Below are 19,462 nucleotides of genomic sequence, written 5' to 3'. Positions count from 1 at the left end.
TGGTGTGCTTGACTTCCGGGCCTGGATCAGCAGGACGTCTGACCGCAATTGTGCAGGGCCTTCAGCTTCTTGCTGAGCTGCTCATAGCCGACAGCGCCCATGACCACGTCATTGCCCACCACATAGGAGGGCGTGCCGGTCAGGCCAAGACGGTTTGCCAGAGAATAGACTTCCTCGATGGTCTGGCTGGCTTCGTCGGTTGCCATTGCCGCCTTTAGATCGTCGTCTGACAGGCCGGCCCCTCTTGCGGCAGCAAGCGCGCTGGCCATATTGGCCTGGCCCCGGCTGAGCAGCAGCGCCTCATGAAACGCGCCATATTTTTCCGGGGCAACCGAATTGACCGCGATGGCCACCTGGGCTGCTTCCACCGAGCCTTGGCCGAGAACCGGGAATTCCTTCAGCACGATGCGCAGGTCCGGATCTTCTTCCATCAGCTTGACCATGTCGCCATGGGCCCGTTTGCAATAGCCGCAGTTGTAGTCGAAGAACTCCACCAGGGTGACAGAGCCTTCCGGATTTCCGAGCACAACCTGGCGGGTGGAGTTGAACAGAATGTCGGCACTGTCTGTCAGAGCCTGGAGACGTGCGGCTTCTTCAGCTGCCTGTTCCCGCCGCTCCAGTTCTTTCAAAGCGTCGGCAATCACTTCCGGATTTTCCAGAAGATAGTCGCGGACGATCTTTTCCACGTCCCCTTTGGACAGGTCCTGGGCGGACACGGAGCCCGCCATCAGGGCCAGAAGGAGCGCGGCCGCAGACAGAAGGCGCAAAACGGCGCCCGGAACGAGGCGGACGGGGGAAGGGCTGAGATGGGGCATTCAAATCTCCTTGGGAGGCGGCCTTTGGCTCAAGGCGCCTCCATGCGCGTGGCGTGTCCTTAGAGGCCGTAGCCTAGCGGCGATTCATCAGTTTAGGAGGTTTGTACGCTACAATGTCGTCCGCTTGAACCCATGCAGGGGATCCGTGCTTCAAACTTTTTTGAGCGCGGGCCGCATAGCGGCGGGCCGCTTCGTAGTCGCCCCGCACCATCAGGCCCTTTGCGGTGGCCAGATCCGCCTCGGCCCGTTCGCCCTGGCGGCCATGGGCAATGGCAAGCTGGCTGTAGGCCACACCGGAATTCTTGTCCAGGTGAATGGCGCGTTTCAAAACCCGCTCGGCCTCCGGCAGATAGGACGGGGTGTTGGCCCCCACCAGCGCATAGCCCAGCCAGACCAGGAATTGCGGCTCTTCCGGCTTGAAGGACAGGGCCTTGCGGAAGGGGGCGATGGCGCCCTTCGGGTCCCCGCCTTCGATCAGGGCCTGGCCCTTCAACTCATAATAATATGGGTTGTTGGGCTGGGAGCGGATCAGGGCATCGATTTCCTTGACCGCCCCCTTGCCCCGGCTTTTCATGGCGGCAATGGCCCGGGCATATTGGGCTGGCGGGCTTTTGTCGCTGCGCGGATAGGCGCGCAAGGTCGCTGAGGGATGGCTGGTGAAGGCAAACAGCTTCGCGCGCGCCATGTCATGCCGGTATTGCAGCACGTAATCTTCCGGTGCGTTGAAATATTTCGATTTCTGTGCAGCGTTCAAAAGACTGGTGTAGCGGTCCTGGGCCATCGGGTGGCTCTGGGCATAAGGATCTGCGAACTTCTTCGAGAACATCTGCTGTTCCGACATGCGCTTGAAGGTCTTCAGCATGCCGCGCGCGCTCTGGCCGGTGGCGTCGAGATATTTCAGGGCGGCCCGGTCGGCGGAGGCTTCCTCGCCGCGCTGATAGGCCAGCAGAGACCTCTGGCCGAGAGACCCGGCCCCGACAGCCGCTGCCGCTCCGCCCGAGGCTGCCTGGCCGGAGCCGGACGCCGCCCCTGCAGCGGCAGCGCCCGCCCCCAGGATGGTGCCGAGCACGGCAATGATCTGGGCATTGGCAGCGGCCGAGCGCAGCCGCACCAGATGGCGGCCTGCAATATGCCCGGTTTCATGGGCAATCACGCCGATCACTTCGCTCGGCGCTTCGGCTTCCATGATCACGCCGATATTGATGAACATGCGCCGGGAATCCGGCACGAACGCGTTGAACCTCTTGTCATTGACCAGGATGATCTGCGGCTCGGAATGGGCAATGCCCGCCGCCTTGAAGATCGGCTTTGCGTAATCTCTCATGAGAGATTCGATTTCCGCATCCCGGATCAGGGGAAGTCTGCCGCGTTGCGCTGCGACCGGAGCCGTGAAGGCGGGCAGGGCGATGGCGGCTGCGCACAGTACGGAAAGCGCAGCGCGCGCGCGCATCAACTGCAATTTGGGAAAACGGATGACGGGCACGAGACGCGGCAAGCTTGAATTCCTGACCTTTTGGATACCGATCACGAAAATGAGTGTCTGCGAAATTATGAAGCTGTGACCAGGCGGTCAAGAATAGCTGCATGACAAATTTGAAAGATGACGCAGCGGCGATAGCTGTGTGACTGGGCCTGCCTCGTGTGTCCCTGTTGCACCGGGGCCGAAAATCCGCGATAGGGTCGCCTGACCTGTTATCCCTAACGTATGTGATAGTGGCCGGCCGGACGGGTCTTTCCCAACTGTGATCGGCATTTTGCTGCAAGCGCGGAAGTTTCATGACCGAAAATCTGTTCAAACCCTCAAGAAGAAGTGATGTGGCGCCGTTCATTGCCATGGATGTGCTTGCTGAGGCGGCCCGGCTGGAGGCTGAGGGCCGGTCCATCATTCACATGGAGGTGGGGCAACCCTGCGCGCCCGCGCCCAAAGCGGCGCTTGCGGCCGCGCAAACGGCTTTGACCCACGGGCGGCTTGGATACACGGAGGCCATGGGCATCCGGCCGTTGCGCACGGCCTTGGCCGATCTCTATCAGCGGGACTACGGGGTCAGCGTTTCCCCTGACCAGATCATGGTAACCACCGGGTCGTCGGCCGGGTTCAATCTGGCCTTTCTGGCCGCCTTTGACCCCGGCGACCGGATCGTTCTGACCGCGCCGGGCTATCCCGCTTACCGCAACATTCTCAAAGCCCTTGGTCTTGTCCCGGTGGAGGTCGAGGTTGGCGAAGACACACGCTGGTGCCTGACACCGGAGCATTTGCGGATGGCGCAGCAGGAGGGGCCGGTCAAAGGCGTTCTGGTTGCCAGTCCCGCCAATCCGACCGGCACGATGATGAGCGCGCAGGCGCTCAGTGATCTGATCCGGTTCTGTGAGGCTGAGACCATCCTGTTCCTCTCGGACGAGATCTATCACGGCCTGCACTATACCGGTGAGCAGAAGACTGCTCTGGAGACGAGCCGCAATGTGATCGTCATCAACAGCTTCTCAAAATATTACTGCATGACCGGCTGGCGGATCGGCTGGATGGTGCTGCCCGAACATCTGGTCCGTCCTGCGGAGCGGCTCGCCCAGAGCCTTTATATTTCCGCGCCTGAAGTCTCCCAGATTGCAGCAACCGCCGCGCTTGGCGCGCAGGAAGAGCTGGAAACGGTCAAAGCAGGCTATGCGGCCAGCAGGGCCCTGCTGCTTGAGGGGTTGCCCAAGGCCGGTCTGGACCGGCTGCTGCCGGTGGATGGCGCGTTTTACATCTATGCCGATATCAGCCGGCACAGCCGGGACAGTCTGGCCTTTGCCAGGCAGATGCTGGAGGGAGCCGGGATCGCTGCTACACCGGGGGTCGATTTTGATCCGGTGCACGGATCTGACTTCATCCGCTTTTCTTTTGCTGGCGCACAAGCGGACATGAAAACGGCACTCTCCCGGCTTGGAGAATTTCTTGCCTGACGGTTTGGAGCGCGGGCTTTGGGCAGAAAGGCTGGCGGGAAAATCCAGCGTGATTGAAGACTTAAAAAAAGGCGGCCTGTGGCCGCCTTTTGTGTGATTGATTGATCTGAGCAAGCGTCTCAGAAGAAGGACCGGCCGCGTTGCCACCAGCCGACGCGCTTTTCCTTGCCATCCTTGTCATCGCCCGAGGTTTCACTCGTCACGACAGGTTCGGCCGGAGCGCTCGGGGTGACCGCAGCCTCACCTTCTTCCGTAGCGGTTTCTGTCGGAACCGGCTGTTCAGATGTCGGGGTGTCAACCACGATGTCTTCCTGGGGCTCTTCAGTCGCCTCAACGGTGTCCGGTGCGTGTTCAGCGGAGGGCTCAACAGCGGTGCTGTCCGCAACGTCTTCTTGAACCACAGCGTCCTGAGTATCCGCATCGCCGCTGTCTGCCGCGGCCTCTGTGTCTGCTTCAGGCGCCGCGCTCACCAATTCTGCAGCGGTGTCCCCGGTGTCTTCAGCGTCCGCTTCCTGCGCAGAGCTTTCTTCGCTTGCGTCCTCGGAGGAAACAGCTCCTGCTTCTGCGCCCTCTGCTGCCTCATCGGCTTGCAGCTCGCTGCCATCCCCGTTCCGGCGTCCGCGGCGGCCGCCCCGGCGCCCGCGGCGGCGCTTGCGGCGCGGCTCATCACTACCATCGTCTTCAGAGGCCTGACGGTCTTCGGAAGACCCTTCGTCGCCATCTGCACTGTTGCCCTCGGAGGCAGCCTGTGCGCCATCCTCGGTCTCCGAACCGGTGTCCAGTGCCCCGTCAGCACCGCCCCTGCGGCGCTTGCGGCGGCGTCTGCGGCGGCGGTCACCGCCATCCTCGTCCCTGGCCTCGTCCTGGGCTTCGTCTTCGATCACCGGCTGTTCGGTGTCTTCATCGATGATCTCGATGGTGTCCGGCTGGACGATGGGTGAAGGCACCGGAATGCGGTCCCGGTCGACCGGGGCGCCCCGCTCCAGCACATAGAGCTGGCCGTTGACCATTTCATCCGCGCTGACTTCGATCTCAACGGCAAAGCGGGTCTCCAGATCAAACAGATTGGAGCGCTTGTGGTTGAGAATATAAAGCGCGACCTGGGTGGTCGTGCGGATGATCAGATTGTGGCTCGCGCCTTTCAGAAGATTGTCTTCGATGGAGCGCAGCACATGCAGGGCAACGGATTCCACGGAACGGATCATGCCGGTGCCCTGGCAATGCGGGCAGGGGGTCGTGGAGCTTTCCAGAACCCCTGTGCGGATGCGCTGGCGCGACATTTCCAGCAGGCCGAAATGGGAGATCCGGCCAACCTGAATACGGGCCCGGTCGTTCTTCAGACAGTCCTTCAGCTTGCGCTCGACGGCCCGGTTGTTCTTCGACTCTTCCATGTCGATAAAGTCGATGACGACCAGACCAGCCAGATCGCGCAGGCGCAGCTGGCGGGTGACCTCTTCGGCCGCCTCCAGGTTCGTCTGAAGCGCGGTGTCTTCGATATTGTGCTCGCGGGTTGATTTGCCCGAGTTCACATCAATGGAAACCAGCGCTTCCGTCTGGTTGATGACGATATACCCGCCTGATTTCAGCGTGACTTGCGGCGAGAACATCGCATCCAGCTGCGGTTCGACCCCGTAACGGATGAACAGCGGCGAGGGATCCCGGTAAGGCTGCACATTCTTGGCATGGCTCGGCATGAGCATGCGCATGAAGTCTTTGGCCTCGCGGTAGCCTTCATCGCCGGAGACAAGAACCTCGTTGATGTCCTTATTGTAGAGATCGCGAATGGATCTCTTTACCAGACTGCCTTCCTCATAAACGAGGCTGGGGGCGCTGGACTTCAGCGTGAGCTCGCGCACATTTTCCCAAAGCCGCATAAGATACTCGAAATCACGCTTGATTTCGGCTTTTGTGCGGCTGGCTCCTGCAGTGCGCAGGATCACGCCCATGCCCTCCGGCACATCCAGTTCGGAGGCGATCTTTTTCAGGCGCTTGCGGTCGGTCGGCTGGGTGATCTTGCGGGAAATGCCACCGCCCCGGGCGGTGTTCGGCATCAGCACGGAATAGCGCCCGGCCAGAGACAGATACGTGGTCAGAGCCGCGCCCTTGTTGCCGCGTTCTTCCTTGACGACCTGGACAAGAATGATCTGGCGGCGTTTGATGACTTCCTGGATTTTGTAATGCTTGCGCGGCGGAACAACGCGTTCCGGCACCTCTTCCATGGCGTCTTCGGCGCCAACGGATTCAACGCTGTCCTCGTCATTGTCCGCATCTTCCTCGTCATCAGAGGATCTGCTGCGGCGCCGACGGCGGCTGCGGGCCCGGGAAGGACGCTCGTCCTCTTCATCCGATACGTCGTTTTCAGCTTCGTCCGCTTCGCCGCCGGTCTCGTCGTCTTCTTCATCGTCAGAAGAGATGTCGTCATCTTCGGAGATTTCAGACGGCGCGTCGTCGTCCTGGTCCTCAGGCCGGGAACCATCAGCTTCAGTTTCGTCAACAGGGGCTTTGGCCGCCAGCTCGCCGGTTTCGGCAGCGCCGTCTTGTGCATCTGCGTCAGAGCCGGTTGCAGTCTCGGCGGCCTGATCCGAATCAGCCTCGTCCTCTTCAACCTTGTCACTGGCGACAGTCTCAGCCGAATCGTTGCGGGCGGCACGTGATCTGCGACGGCGCTTCGGCTTTTCCTCCGCTTCGTCGTCCTTCTGGCGTTCGGTGGCTTCGGCGGCCAGAAGCGCTTCCCGGTCGGCGACGGGGATCTGATAATAGTCCGGATGGATTTCGCTGAAGGCGAGGAAGCCGTGTCGGTTGCCGCCATATTCCACGAAGGCGGCCTGAAGAGAAGGTTCGACCCGGGTTACTTTCGCCAGATAGATGTTACCGCGCAGCTGCTTCCGGTTCGCAGCCTCAAAGTCAAATTCTTCAACCCGATTGCCACGTACGACGACGACCCGGGTCTCTTCCGGGTGGCCCGCGTCGATCAGCATTTTGTTTGCCATTCTTGAAAGTCTCCACGGCAGCGTTGCTTGGCGCGTGTCGTAAACGCGCACCGCCCGAAAGGAGAGGAGCTGCCGTATTTGTTTTGCTATGTTTGAAAAGGGCGTCTGCGCCCGGCGCGGTCGTGTGATCAACACAAGCGGCCGCTTGAGCGGAGCCTTGCTGGTTGTTGATCACTATTTGCATCGCGCGGGTCCTTCGGGGCAACGCAGGCCCTTGAGTTAAGTCGTTGTACAATTCCGGGGTCACAGGGAGGGGCTCGCCGCTGCATCTGCTTCCGGTCCGGACCGGTTCGCCTTTGCCTTCCGCCTGAGCGCCCCGTGGATAACTCTGTTTTTTAACAGACCGGCCGAAACGGGGCGGTGCGGTTCCAAAGAAGGTCCGATACAGTCTCCGGACGCATTCTGGCGCTCTTGATAAAGGAGGATAGAACGGCCTCTGTCCCATCGCTCAAGCGCCCGGGAATGCCATGACGCTGTGGATAGTCTCCTGACTTCGTCACCCGGGAAGGTATCGGTCTTGAACCGAAATCCGTAAGGTACTTTTACGATCCGCAGATCCGCTTTGCAAGCAATGTGAAACGTATAAGACATTTTCCTCAGGTCCAAGATGTCTTAGGACAGGCAGTCAGGGGCGTAAAACCTGCAAAATGCGGGTGCAGCAACCGGTGAGATTGTGAAGAAAGACGGGACAAAACCTCAGGCCGGATGCCTGATCGATTCAAAAGACCTCCTCAGGGCCGTCTTCGCTGCCCTGGTCCTTGGCCTTTGTTTTGCTTTTTCTGCTGTCTCTGCCGGAGCGGCCGGTAAAAGCGGTGACACACCGGAAGTGATCGGCGTCCGGGTCGCTGGGGACGAGGACAGGACGCGATTCGTTTTGGATATGGACCGGCAGATCACACCGGTTGTCTCAGGCCTCACCGATCCCGAGCGGTTGATCCTGGATCTTCCGGAAGTCACGTTTTCTCTGCCCGAAGGTGCGGTCAAGCCGGGGCGGGGACTGGTCCAGGACTGGCGCTACGGGCTGTTTGCGGCCGGAAAGTCGCGAATAGTCATGGACCTGACCGGACCGGTGCGGGTCGACAAGACGTTCTTTCTGCCGCCGGTGGACGACCAGCCCGCCCGGTTTGTGATGGATCTGGTGAAAGCGTCGCCTGATGAATTCAAAACCTTTGTGCAGAAATCGCGCAAATTGGCAACTGGCGGAAAGGCGGCCAAGGCCAAGAGTTCCAAATCTGACCGGTTGACCGCCTCGCGCCACAACACCAAGCCTGTGATCGTGCTGGATCCCGGCCATGGAGGCATCGACAATGGTGCAACCGGGGTCGGCGGCACATTGGAAAAAGCGGTGGTTCTTGAATTTTCCAAGCTGTTGCGGGCCAAGCTGGAGGAAACGGGCCTTTATGAAGTGCATCTGACGCGGGACGACGATACGTTCATTCCACTTGGGCGGCGGGTTGAGATCGGACACGAGCTTGCAGCGGATCTGTTCATCTCCATTCACGCCGATTCGGTGCGCCGGGGGCAGAAATTTGCGCGCGGCTCGACCGTCTACACCTTGTCGGACAAGGCATCGGACCAGTTGTCCGCCGAACTGGCCGAACGGGAAAACATGTCGGATGTTATCGCCGGTGTGGATCTGGCTGAGGAGCCGACCGATGTGACTGACATCCTGCTGGATCTGGCGCGCCGGGAAACGCGCACCTTTTCAAGCTATTTTGCCAAGACCCTGGTGGACGAGCTGAAAAGCGCGGTCCGATTGATCAACAACCCGCACCGGTCCGCAGGGTTCCGTGTCCTGAAAGCGCCGGATGTGCCCTCGGTTCTGGTGGAATTGGGCTATCTGTCCAACGAATATGATGAAAAGCTGCTGGTAACGGATGAATGGCAGGAGCGCATGGCCAAGGCCATGACAGAGGCGATTTACGGTTTTTTCCGGCCGAGACTGGCGCGTCAGGGGCTGGCGCCGTCCCAGTAGCAGGGACGGAAACAACACCAGAGTTGAAGATCCTGACTGGAAATTGCCTCAGCATCGCCATATTGGTGCACGAGGTAGCTGACAGGATATTGGGATAAACGGTGCCGGAGGGTGCCGTCTTAAGCTTTCCGTGTTAGAAACCGGAAACGGCAAGGACGGGAAAAGACGAGCCCGCAGCATGAAATTTTTGGTGAAGTTCTTCGGCTATCTCTTCGGGATTGGTGCGGCCCTTGGCCTGCTGGTGGCAGCAGGCCTGTGGATGTACCTGATGCATCTCGATCAGGACCTGCCTGACTATACGGCTCTCAAAAACTACGAGCCGCCCGTAATGACGCGCGTGCATGCGTCCGACGGCAGCCTGATGGCAGAATATGCCACGGAACGGCGCATGTTCCTGCCGATTCAGGCCATTCCGGACCGGGTGAAACAGGCCTTTGTTGCCGCCGAGGACAAGAACTTCTACACCCATATCGGCGTTGATCCGGAAGGTATCGCCCGTGCGGCGGTCCGCTTTATCCAGAATTACGGGTCCGGCCGCCGTCCGGAAGGGGCGTCCACGATCACGCAGCAGGTCGCCAAGAACTTCCTTCTGACCAATGACCTGTCGATTGTGCGCAAGATCAAGGAAGCGATTCTCGCGCTCCGGATTGAGCAGGCCTATACGAAAGACGAGATTCTCGAACTTTATGTCAACGAGATCTATCTTGGCCTTGGTGCGCATGGCATTGCTGCGGCCGCGCTGATCTATTTCGACAAATCCGTGAACGAGTTGACCCTTGAAGAGGCGGCCTATCTGGCAGCCTTGCCGAAGGCGCCGAACAACTATCATCCGTTCCGGCACAAGAAACGGGCAGTTGCCCGGCGCAACTACGTGATCGACCGCATGGTGGCCGATGGCTATGTCACGCCCGAAGAGGGCGCGGAAGCCAAAGCCAAGCCGCTTGTGGTCAAACCGCGCAAATCCGGCACACGCCTGTTCGCTGCCGAGTATTTTACTGAGGAAGTGCGCCGCGAAGTCGCGTCCATTTATGGGGACAAGCGTCTTTATGAAGGCGGTCTGTCCGTCCGTTCGACCCTTGATCCTAAAATGCAGAAGATCGCGCGCAAGGCGCTGATGGATGGTCTGATCAAATTCGACCATCAGCGCGGCAGCTGGAACGGGCCGATTGACCGGATTTCGCTTGGCGCCGACTGGGGCGTGGACCTTGCCAAGATCGAAGCGCTCAGCGATCTGCCCGAGTGGCAACTGGCGGTCGTGCTGGAAAGCGGCACCGACGAGGCAACGGTTGGCATTCAGCCGAAAAAACTCGTCAGCGGCAAACTGTCTGACGAGCGCACCACGGGCAAACTTTCTCTCGACACCATGAAATGGGCGCGGGTTGACAGGCGCACTCCGAAGGCGGTGTCGGATGTGCTGGCCCCTGGCGATGTGGTTTATGTGCAGGAAAGCCCGGTGGTGCCCGGCACCTATGAATTGCGTCAGATTCCGAAAGTGTCCGGTGCGCTGGTGGCCATGGACCCCTATACGGGCCGTGTTCTGGCCATGGTCGGTGGTTTCAGCTTTGCGCAGAGCGAATTCAACCGGGCGACGCAGGCCTACCGCCAGCCGGGATCTTCCTTCAAGCCGTTCCTCTATGCGGCCGCGCTTGACAATGGCTACACCCCGTCATCGGTGATCATGGATGCGCCCCTGGAAATCAGCCAGGGACCGGGTCTGGGCACGTGGCGGCCGCAAAACTATGGCGGCAAGTTCTATGGCCCGTCGACCCTGCGCACCGGTATCGAGCTGTCGCGGAACGTTATGACCGTGCGTCTGGCGCAGGATATGGGCATGCCGCTGGTCGCCGAATATGCCAAGCGCTTCGGCATTTATGACAATATGCTGCCGGTGCTCTCCATGTCGCTGGGGGCAGGGGAAACGACCGTTCTGCGCATGACAACGGCCTATGCGACCATCGCCAATGGGGGCAAGAAGGTCCGCCCGACCCTGATCGACCGTATTCAGGACCGCTATGGCCGCACCATTTACAAACATGACAGCCGGATCTGTGATGGCTGCACCCAGGATGTCTGGGAAGGCCAGGACGAGCCGACTCTGATCGACAACCGCGAACAGGTGCTTGATCCGATGACCGCCTATCAGATCACCTCCATGATGGAAGGGGTGGTTCAGCGGGGCACGGCAACCTCAGTGCGCGCGGTCGGCCGGCCAGTCGCTGGCAAGACCGGCACCACCAATGACGAGAAGGATGCCTGGTTCATGGGCTTCACGCCCGACCTCGCCGTTGGGGTTTTTGTCGGCTATGACACGCCCAAACCCATGGGGCGCGGGGCAACCGGCGGTCAGGTGGCTGCGCCGATCTTCACAGAATTCGTCAAGGAAGCCCTGGCTGGCAAGCCGCCGGTGGAATTCCGCGTGCCACGCGGGTTGCAGCTGATTGCCATCAACCGCAGAACGGGGCTCCGGGCCGCGCCGGGCTCCCCCGGGGCCATTCTGGAGGCCTTCAAACCCGGTATGGCGCCCAATGACAGCTATGCGGTGATCGACTTTCAGGACTCCATGGGGGTGTCCCATGTTGTGTCCCCGGAAGCCCAGGAAGCGGTGACAGACGGTACCGGCGGGCTTTACTGAGCCCCCTTATTAGCCCCTTGGACCCGGCCCCTCGGGCCGCCAAGGGCCTGAGGTTGCCGGGCAGGCTATTTACCTGGTTTACACCGCCAACCGGCCCGGCTAAATTCCCGCTCCAATTTACGGCCCGGTGCTTCTTGAGGAAGCCGGGCCGCTTCACTTGAAACAAGCGAGGTATCCGATGCGCGCCGAGATGGAAGCCATCGTCGATGAAATCAAGCAGGCCATAAGCCTGCTGAGGAGGCATCTTTGACTGGGATCAGGCTTTGGTCCGTTTGGACGAACTGAACGCGCTTTCCGAAGATCCCGAACTTTGGAACGATCCCTCCAAGGCCCAGAAGCTGATGCGCGAGCGCCAGCAGCTCGATGACGGCATTTCCGGCGTCAAGGAATTGGAACAGGATCTTGCGGATAATATAGAGCTGATCGAACTGGGCGAGATGGAAGATGATGCCTCGGTGATCGGCGAGGCGGAAGAGGCGCTGCGCGGCCTGAAGGACAAGGTCAACACGCTGCAGCTCAATTCGCTTCTGTCCGGGGAAGCAGATGGCAACGACACCTATCTGGAAATCAATTCCGGGGCTGGTGGTACGGAAAGCCAGGACTGGGCGTCCATGTTGCTGCGCATGTACCGCCGTTGGGCCGAACAGCATGGCTTTAAGGTCGAGTTGCTGGAATATAATGACGGCGAAGAAGCAGGCATCAAGTCGGCGACCCTCCTGATCAAGGGCGAAAATGCCTATGGCTGGCTGAAAACCGAATCCGGCGTGCACCGCCTTGTGCGCATTTCGCCTTATGACAGCAACGCCCGGCGGCATACGAGTTTCTCAAGCGCCTGGGTCTATCCGGTGATCGATGATTCCATCGAGATCGATGTCAATGAAAGCGACTGCCGGATCGATACCTACCGGGCCTCCGGCGCCGGTGGGCAGCACGTCAACACGACCGATTCTGCCGTCCGCATCACGCACCAGCCGACGGGTATTGTTGTTCAGTGCCAGTCCGAACGTTCTCAGCACAAGAACCGTGCAACCGCCTGGGGCATGCTGAAGGCACGGCTCTATGAGGCCGAGCTGAAAAAGCGGGAAGAGGCAGCCAACGCTGAAGCCGCGTCCAAGACCGATATTGGCTGGGGCCACCAGATCCGCTCCTACGTGTTGCAGCCCTATCAGCTTGTGAAGGATCTGCGCACGGGGGTGGAAAGCACGTCTCCGGGCGATGTTCTGGATGGGGATCTCGACAAGTTCATGGAAGCAGCCTTGGCTCAGCGGGTCTTTGGCGGCGATGAGGTTGAGGTAAGTGATATCGATTGATAATGATTTTATTTCATGGGCTTCTATGGACTTCTGAAATCAATTTATCAAAAAAGAGAGCGGGGCCGGACGGCCCCGTTTTCACAAAGACATCTCGGACAGTTTCTCGCCTGCTTTCAGGAAATTCGCCGGATCAACCGGCTTTTCGCCGCGGCGGATTTCATAGTGAAGATGCGGGCCGGTGGAACGGCCGGTTGAGCCGACATTGCCAATCAGGTCCCCGGCCAGAACATGGTCGCCTTCCTTCACCTGAAATTTGCTCAGGTGGGCATAGCGGGTGATGAAGCCGTTGGCATGACGGATCTCGATCAAACGGCCATAGCCTCCGTGCCAGCGGGCACTTTTGACGGTGCCGGGTGCCGTCGCATAGATGCGGGCACCATAAGGAGCCTTGAAATCGATCCCCGTGTGCATGGCCAGACGTTTAAGGAACGGATCTACCCTTGGGCCGAACGTGCTGGAAACGGAACTGTTGCGTACAGGGCGTTTGACCGGCAGCCGGAGGGCCGTGAATTTTACCCTGCGAAATGTCTTCAGGGCTTTGTCGGCGCGCTCCAGGCGATTGGGAAAGGTATTCGGGGTTATTGGGGCAAAGGGCCCGCCAATGGCGCTGTCTTTGCGCAACGCCGCGTTCACAGCTGGGCTTATGCTGGCTGTGACGGCCAGAATGTCTTCAATACGGGTTTCCGTGGCAAGGGCAATGGCGTCGACAGCGGCGGTGCTTTCCGCGTCCATCTCGGAAATATTGACCTTCAGGGCGTCAAGCGCAGCCTGTTTTTCAGAGTTTTTTTTTGAGCCCTTTCCAGTTGCCGTCGTCTTGGCTGAGGAACTGCCTGATGTCTGCTGTAAAATGGCAAGTGGATCAGGAGTGCCCGAAGAGCTTTCCCTGAGACCCAGAGCCTTTACCGGCTCAGCTATCAGCTCGCTTTCCCCGCCAATGGCCGAACTGTCGTCCCGGGCGGCGGTCGTGAGACCGCGCGCATCCAGGGACGGCTTGGGAGGCGGCAAGGGGTTGCCGGAACTCAGGTAAATGCCCGCATGCTCGGCGCGGGCCACCAGATCTGCCACGATTGCGTGGCGCTGGTTCAGATCCTGTTGCCGCCGCAGCACATCCATGACCTGGATCTCGACCGTTTCCCGGTCGACCATCTGGCGGCTGGTCAATTTTTCGATCTCGGTTCTTAGCCGGTCGATATGATCCTGATACTCATGAACCAGCTCCGTGCGCTGTGCCGAGGCATCGGCCATCACGTCAGACCGGACGAGGGAATACCCGATCGACCCTGTCACGGCCAGAGTGGCGCTCACACAGGCCAGGGCCCCGCAAATCAGATGCACCGGACGCAGATGATAGGTGGTCCGGGCCGGAGACGGTTTTTCTGCCGCTGGTCTGCCCGCTTGATAAGGTCGCGTCTGTTTCTGCCGCTGGATCATCTTCACTCAGTCACTGGCTGCATTCTGCAAAAAGAACTGAGGATGATTAGAGTTTGGTAAGGTTAATAAATCGTCTGCAACCGCATTAAAATTATCCCGCGAGTGGTGCAAGAGGCTTGTAAAATCCGGAGGTTAGCCCTGCCTCGGAACGGGCGCGGTCATTAAATGGTGGTTTCAGGGCGCCTCTGAAGTGCTTGCGCACGAAACCGTGGAAGGCCGGTTCCGGTCTGATTCCCTGCCGGTCACACAAAAAGCGGAACCATTTGGCGCCAAAGGCAACGTGGTTTTTCTCATCCCTGTAAATGATATCCAGGCACTTGGCGGTGTCTTCATCCCCGATCGCCCGGGCCTTTTCAATCATGGGCGGGGTGATGTCGAGCCCCCGGGCTTCGAGGACCAGCGGGATGATGGCAAGGCGGGCGGCAAGATCATGGCCGGTGTCCTGCGCGGCCTGCCAGAGCCCGTCATGGGCCGGCATGTCCCCATAGGCGGCCTCAAGCTTTGCGAGCCGGTCTTCCAGCATGGAAAAATGTTTGGCTTCTTCCAGCCCGACCCGCACCCAGTCGTCATAATAGGACCGGGGCAGGCGGATATGGGGAAAGCGGCCGATCAGATCCCAGGTCAGGTCGACCGCGTTCAGCTCGATATGTGCCAAAGAATGGATCAGGGCAAGGCGGCCGGCCTTGCCCGTCAGGCTGCGTTTGGGCATGTCACGGGGCGCAAGCAGCTCCGGTTTTGCGGGCCGTCCCGGACGGTCCGGCATGGCGCCGTCTGTTGCCTGTGTTCCCAAAGCGATCTCCCGCTGAAACCAGGCTTTGGAGACTGTATAGGCCAAACGGACCTTTTCGGACGTGTCGGCGGCAGCAACAATGGCGCGGGCGCCCGCCACCAGGGTTGTGGGCGCGGGATCAGGTGAAGACTGGCTCATGGAGGATATTCAGGGCGAGAGGGAGGTGGGATCAGAGGGCGCGGGCGGCGTCAAGAACGGCCTCGGCATGGCCGGGCACCTTCACCTTCCGCCAGATCTTGGCAATGGTGCCATCCTTGTTGACCAGAAAGGTCGAACGCTCCACACCCATATATTTTTTGCCATACATGGATTTTTCGACCCAGACGCCATAGGCCTCAGCCGTTTTGGTGTCCGTATCGGCGCCAAGGCGGATGGTCAGATTGTGCTTGGCAACAAAATTGTCGTGTTTTTTGGCCGAATCCGGGGAAATTCCGATGATAGTGACGCCGAGTTGGCGGAACTCTTCCATCAGTTCGGAGAACGCAATCGCTTCCTTGGTGCAGCCGGGGGTGTTGTCCTTTGGATAGAAATAGACAACAGCCGGTCTGCCTTTCAGGGCGCTCAGGCTCACATTTCCGCCACCTTCGCTCTCCAGATCGAAATCCGGGGCAGGGCTGCCCTCTGCCAATTCGCTCATCTTGCCATCCTTCTGTCAAAGTTTGTGCGTTTTTGCCGGGACCGGCCTCAACTGGGGAGGAGCGGTCGCTTTTGTGACCGCTTTTGACGTATCATAGGACACGCGGCGACTCGTTCAATGCGTGAACACCAAGTACTTGAAAAAGTGCACATCCGAAGCGCCTGACAGACACCGTGTCAGACGGAACTATGGAGCCGATTTGTTTCGACGGTCTGGCAGCAGCAAAAAGTTGAAGAAGCCGCGCAAGGCTTTGCTTCGGCGCAAGAGCGTCTGGCTGGTTACAGCCACGCTGCTGCTCTGCTGCTTTGCCGGTCTTTATAGTCTGTTTTCCTCCGGACCTGTGCGGATTCCGTTTCTGGGAAGTCTGATCGCATCTCAGGGAACCCGAGGACCTGTCACGCTGGCAGTAGATGAGGCACGGGTCGATTTTACTGAACCCGGCGGCATTCAAATCAGTCTTGAGAATGCGGATCTTGAGATTGGCGGGCCGGCCCCTGTCACCATCTCGCTGCCGCAGCTGCTGGTGCAACTGGACCGGGATGCGCTTTTTTCCGGAAAGATCAGGTTTACGACTCTGGTTCTTGATCAGCCGCAAGTCCAGGTAACCTTAAAGGGCGGGCCAGCGAAAGTCCCCAAAATCGGACCGCTTCTGGAAGCGGTGGACCGGACCAGCGATGTGGTGGATGATCAGTTTGCCCGGCGGGGACTGAAATATGTCAGCATCCGCAACGGGTCTTTCGAGCTGAAAGGCGCCATGCCGCGCAGGTTCCCCGGCATCAATGCCAACATCCTAAGAAGCGACAACCGGGTGATCCGCGCCAGCGCCCGTGTGGCCGGGGCCGTTTCGACTTGGCGCTTGCAACTGGTCCGAAGCGCACCGCAAGGCAGCGCGCAAAAGAATATCGGTGTGGTGGTCAATGGCATTACCCTGGCCGAGCTTCTGGGGCCGGACGCGTTGAAGAAACAGGGCAAGGGGCTTGGCCTGCCTGCATCTGCGAAATTGGAAGCGAAACTGGATGGCGAGGGCCATTTCATTTCGGCCAATGCGGTGGCGCGCGTGCGCGACGGCTGGTTTCAATTGGGCCGAACCATTGTTGCTTTTGATGACGCTGCGCTTTCTGTGTTGTTCAGGGCCGGACGGGACGCCATTGAGATCACCCGGTCACATGTCATACGCGGCAAAAGCCGGATTTTCTTCACCGGCCGGGTTGCTCCGGACACGGAGGAGGTCGGCCATTGGAAGATCTCACTGGATTCTGAATTTCCGCAATTCGGGTCGGCCGATATTCCAGAGCCCCCGCAAATGCTGGATGGTGTCAAGGTTGAGGCGCGGTTCGATCCCGTTGAACGGCTTCTGTCTGTCGACCGGTTCGTCATGAAAGCGGGCAAGGCGGTTGCCCAGGGCGTTGCAAGCCTGCAAATTTCGTCTGACGGTCCCTATCTTGCGCTGGCTGCGGAAGGGGAGAATATTCCCGTCGCGCTAGCCAAGCAGGTCTGGCCGATCACGCTGGTGCCGCCTGCGCGCCGATGGATCATCGACAACATCAAGGCGGGTTTCATCAACAAGGTGTCTTATACCGGAGCGATCCGGCCACCAGCCTTCAATCACCGGGACCCGGATGCGGGCTGGTCGGGAAACGACATGCGCATGGACATGACGTTTGAAGGCGGGGCGGTGACACCCTTTGGCAATTTGCCGGAAGTCAGGGGTCTTGCAGGCACCTTGACCGTGAAGGATGAGATCCTGACCGTGGCCGCCAGGGATGGCGTTGCGACCGCCTCAACGGGGGGCGAGGTCACGGTTCCAAAAGGCGTGTTTGAGATTTTTCACCTGCCGCTTCGAGATGGGAAGACCGCGAAGGTCTCCGCCCTGATCAGCGGGACGGCCAATGAACTGGCTGCCGTTGCCGATAGCGATCCGCTGGATGTCCTGGAGCGGGCGGGCTTGAAGCGCGGTGGGGCCACCGGAACCGGCAGCATGGATGTCACGGCAGAATTCCCGCTGGCTCCCGGCATTGCGGTTGAGGATATCGACTGGTCTGTTGCAGGCGAACTCAACGGTTTCACCGATTCCAACCCGATCATGGGCCACACGATTGAAAAGGCTGATGTGAAGATTTCTGCGAATCCCGACCAGGTGGCGATCACCGGAAAAGGCATTCTGGACGGGCTTCAGGCGGATATCGACCTGATCGAACCTTTGGGGAATTCCGGAGTTGCGGGCAAACAGGATGTGGTCGTGTCCGTCACAGCCGATCAGCTGAAAGAAAAGGGTATTGACCTGACGGCCTTCGTCAAGGGGCCTCTGGTGCTGAGCGTCAGCGGCGGCGGGGACGGTCAGCAATTCTCCGTGGACATGAAGCAGAGCGAACTGCGTCTGGAGGCGCTCGGCTGGCTGAAGGCCAAAGGTGTTCCGGCGAAGGCTGTTTTCAAGCTGATTGAGACGAATAAAGGTCAGATGGTGCGCGACTTCCGGCTGACGTCGGAAGGCACGGATGTTGCCGGAAGCTTGCGGTTGTCTGAAAGCGGCGAGCTGGTGGACGCTTCTTTCAGCACATTCCGTTTGCGGGCGGGCGACGACGCTGAAGTGGAACTGCAGCGCACCGGCAGCGGGCGGTACGATATCGTTTTTACCGGCACCTCTTTTGACGGGCGAGGCCTGATCCAGAGCCTGCGCAGTCCGGGGGGCAGCAAGGGCGAGGGCGATTTTTCCGATGGTGCGCGCATCGCGGCGGATATCGACCGGGTCACCGGCTTCAACAATCAGACCATTCAAGGGTTCTCCGGGCGGGTGGAAACCGGACGCAAGGGCTTGCGCACAGCTGATGTCAGCGGGCAGGTCAACGGCCGGTCCAGCTTTGAGTTCAAGGTGACGGAAGAGGGCGACAGCCAGCTGGCCAGCGGCCGGTTTGCCGATACCGGGGCGACGCTAAAATTCCTTGACCTCTATGAGCGCATGGAGGGCGGGAGCGGCGTCTTGAGTGTCGCCATGGCTGATGAGGACAGCTGGGCCGGGGATTTCAAGGTGCGTTCGCTGCGCATCACCGAAGATCCGGCCATCCAGCGCATCCGGCAGCGGGAAAAAGACAACCTGAATCCGGATAGCAGCATCCAGTCCGCGCGCAGCCCGGACGGGTCCGCCAGTTTTGACACAATGGATATCAATTTTTCCCGGGAAGGCGATGTGCTGACGATCATTCGCGGCGCCCTTCAGGGCAATGTGCTGGGCGGCACGGTCAGCGGAACGGTGGATCTCAACAGCCAGACCCTGGCCTTGAGTGGCACCTTTGTACCGATTTATGCGCTCAATAACTTCTTCACCAAGATCCCGCTTCTGGGCTTTGCGCTTGGCGGCAATACGGGTGAAGGGCTGATCGGGGTGACTTACCGCCTGTCCGGCGCGGTCTCCGATCCGGTGCTGACGGTCAATCCGATCTCGGCCATTGCACCGGGGATTTTCCGGCGCATGTTTGAATTTCAGCCGAACGCCAAAAACCGGGGCTGACCCCCAGCCCCTAACCTAAATGTGGCCGCATAGCAAAAGATTGAGCCGACCCCCTTGGTCCAGTGGGGCTTTCGGGGTTCGGACATGTTTCAGAAATCTGAAACAGTTAAGAAACTGCCGCTAGCTGCACGGGAACCGGGCATTCGCCGCGACGTGAACAAACGGCAGCAAAGCGGACGTTGTTGCCGTTCTGCTCAGAGCGTCGGATTACTGCTCTCAGCCCTAAGCGGTCATTTGGTTTCAGCGCAGCCAATCACCGCTCCGAGCCCACTTTGACAGGTGCTGCACCAGGCCTCTGTGACAGCAATGTGCAGAAAGCGGAATTTGCAAAGTTGGATGGCGAACTGCTTGAGTGTGGGACATGCTTGCCTTTCACAGCGGCTGCGCCAAAGTCGGCTTTGACTGAAGGGGCTCTGTTACCAACGGTCGTTTCC

General features: G+C 59.7%; 11 protein-coding genes. 5 read left to right on the top strand and 6 right to left on the bottom strand.

What is annotated here, in order from left to right; genetic code table 11:
• Positions 1 to 26 precede the first annotated feature (26 nt).
• Together ACXAIC_RS10920 and ACXAIC_RS10915 are read right to left on the bottom strand one after the other, a co-directional pair.
• Positions 27 to 815, bottom strand: a complete 789-nt coding sequence (locus ACXAIC_RS10920) for a DsbA family protein (protein ID WP_475177816.1) — start codon at positions 813 to 815, stop codon at positions 27 to 29.
• 73 nt (positions 816 to 888) lie between these two features.
• On the bottom strand, positions 889 to 2,310 hold the full coding sequence (locus ACXAIC_RS10915) for a M48 family metalloprotease (RefSeq protein ID WP_475177812.1): 1,422 nt from the start codon (positions 2,308 to 2,310) through the stop codon (positions 889 to 891).
• Between the two features lie 281 nt (positions 2,311 to 2,591).
• Here ACXAIC_RS10915 and ACXAIC_RS10910 point away from each other — a divergent pair, with 281 nt between their 5' ends.
• The gene (locus ACXAIC_RS10910; protein ID WP_475177809.1) at positions 2,592 to 3,755 is read left to right on the top strand and encodes a pyridoxal phosphate-dependent aminotransferase; all 1,164 of its coding nucleotides are present in this window, start codon (positions 2,592 to 2,594) and stop codon (positions 3,753 to 3,755) included.
• 119 nt (positions 3,756 to 3,874) lie between these two features.
• Here ACXAIC_RS10910 and ACXAIC_RS10905 read toward each other — a convergent pair whose 3' ends face one another.
• Positions 3,875 to 6,745, bottom strand: coding sequence for an Rne/Rng family ribonuclease (locus ACXAIC_RS10905; protein ID WP_475177805.1), 2,871 nt, complete (start codon positions 6,743 to 6,745; stop codon positions 3,875 to 3,877).
• 673 nt (positions 6,746 to 7,418) lie between these two features.
• On the opposite strand from ACXAIC_RS10905, the gene ACXAIC_RS10900 reads away from it, so the two are divergent.
• The 3 genes from ACXAIC_RS10900 (at position 7,419) to prfB (ending at position 12,662) form a co-directional block, all read left to right on the top strand.
• Complete coding sequence (locus ACXAIC_RS10900) at positions 7,419 to 8,720, top strand: N-acetylmuramoyl-L-alanine amidase (protein WP_475177802.1); 1,302 nt, start codon at positions 7,419 to 7,421, stop codon at positions 8,718 to 8,720.
• A 187-nt stretch (positions 8,721 to 8,907) separates the two neighbouring features.
• Entirely contained in the window at positions 8,908 to 11,352 is a 2,445-nt protein-coding gene (locus ACXAIC_RS10895; protein ID WP_475178303.1) for a penicillin-binding protein 1A, read from the top strand.
• Between the two features lie 178 nt (positions 11,353 to 11,530).
• Positions 11,531 to 12,662, top strand: a protein-coding gene (gene prfB / locus ACXAIC_RS10890) for a peptide chain release factor 2 (protein WP_475178300.1) whose coding sequence is annotated in 2 segments (ribosomal slippage) — positions 11,531 to 11,599 and positions 11,601 to 12,662 — 1,131 coding nt in all. Because the reading frame shifts where the segments join, the coding sequence is not laid out codon by codon here.
• An 81-nt stretch (positions 12,663 to 12,743) separates the two neighbouring features.
• On the opposite strand, the gene ACXAIC_RS10885 is transcribed toward prfB, so the two are convergent.
• The 3 genes from ACXAIC_RS10885 to bcp all read right to left on the bottom strand — a co-directional run bounded on the left by ACXAIC_RS10885 (position 12,744) and on the right by bcp (position 15,523).
• Positions 12,744 to 14,096: a M23 family metallopeptidase gene (locus ACXAIC_RS10885; RefSeq protein ID WP_475177799.1), complete on the bottom strand. Its 1,353-nt coding sequence runs from the start codon at positions 14,094 to 14,096 to the stop codon at positions 12,744 to 12,746.
• 91 nt (positions 14,097 to 14,187) lie between these two features.
• Positions 14,188 to 15,024 carry a ferritin-like domain-containing protein gene (locus ACXAIC_RS10880; protein WP_475177796.1) on the bottom strand — a complete coding sequence of 279 codons (837 nt, stop codon included), beginning with the start codon at positions 15,022 to 15,024 and terminating at the stop codon, positions 14,188 to 14,190.
• A 31-nt stretch (positions 15,025 to 15,055) separates the two neighbouring features.
• Complete coding sequence (gene bcp, locus ACXAIC_RS10875) at positions 15,056 to 15,523, bottom strand: thioredoxin-dependent thiol peroxidase (RefSeq protein ID WP_475177793.1); 468 nt, start codon at positions 15,521 to 15,523, stop codon at positions 15,056 to 15,058.
• A gap of 229 nt (positions 15,524 to 15,752) precedes the next feature.
• Here bcp and ACXAIC_RS10870 point away from each other — a divergent pair, with 229 nt between their 5' ends.
• Positions 15,753 to 19,028 (top strand): AsmA-like C-terminal domain-containing protein, encoded by a 3,276-nt coding sequence (locus ACXAIC_RS10870; protein ID WP_475177790.1) that lies wholly within the window; start codon positions 15,753 to 15,755, stop codon positions 19,026 to 19,028.
• The last annotated feature ends 434 nt before the right edge of the window (positions 19,029 to 19,462 follow it).

Source organism: Roseibium sp. AWQ4_254, from assembly GCF_056161025.1.
Note: the sequence above shows the minus strand (reverse complement) of the source record. Positions and strands in the feature narration are given on the sequence as shown.

Coding starts and splice junctions, on each gene's coding strand:
- bcp (WP_475177793.1), bottom strand. CDS start 15,523: ATGAGCGAATTGGCAGAGGGCAGCCCTGCCCCGGATTTCGATCTGGAG.
- ACXAIC_RS10905 (WP_475177805.1), bottom strand. CDS start 6,745: ATGGCAAACAAAATGCTGATCGACGCGGGCCACCCGGAAGAGACCCGG.
- ACXAIC_RS10910 (WP_475177809.1), top strand. CDS start 2,592: ATGACCGAAAATCTGTTCAAACCCTCAAGAAGAAGTGATGTGGCGCCG.
- ACXAIC_RS10920 (WP_475177816.1), bottom strand. CDS start 815: ATGCCCCATCTCAGCCCTTCCCCCGTCCGCCTCGTTCCGGGCGCCGTT.
- ACXAIC_RS10880 (WP_475177796.1), bottom strand. CDS start 15,024: ATGAGCCAGTCTTCACCTGATCCCGCGCCCACAACCCTGGTGGCGGGC.
- ACXAIC_RS10885 (WP_475177799.1), bottom strand. CDS start 14,096: ATGATCCAGCGGCAGAAACAGACGCGACCTTATCAAGCGGGCAGACCA.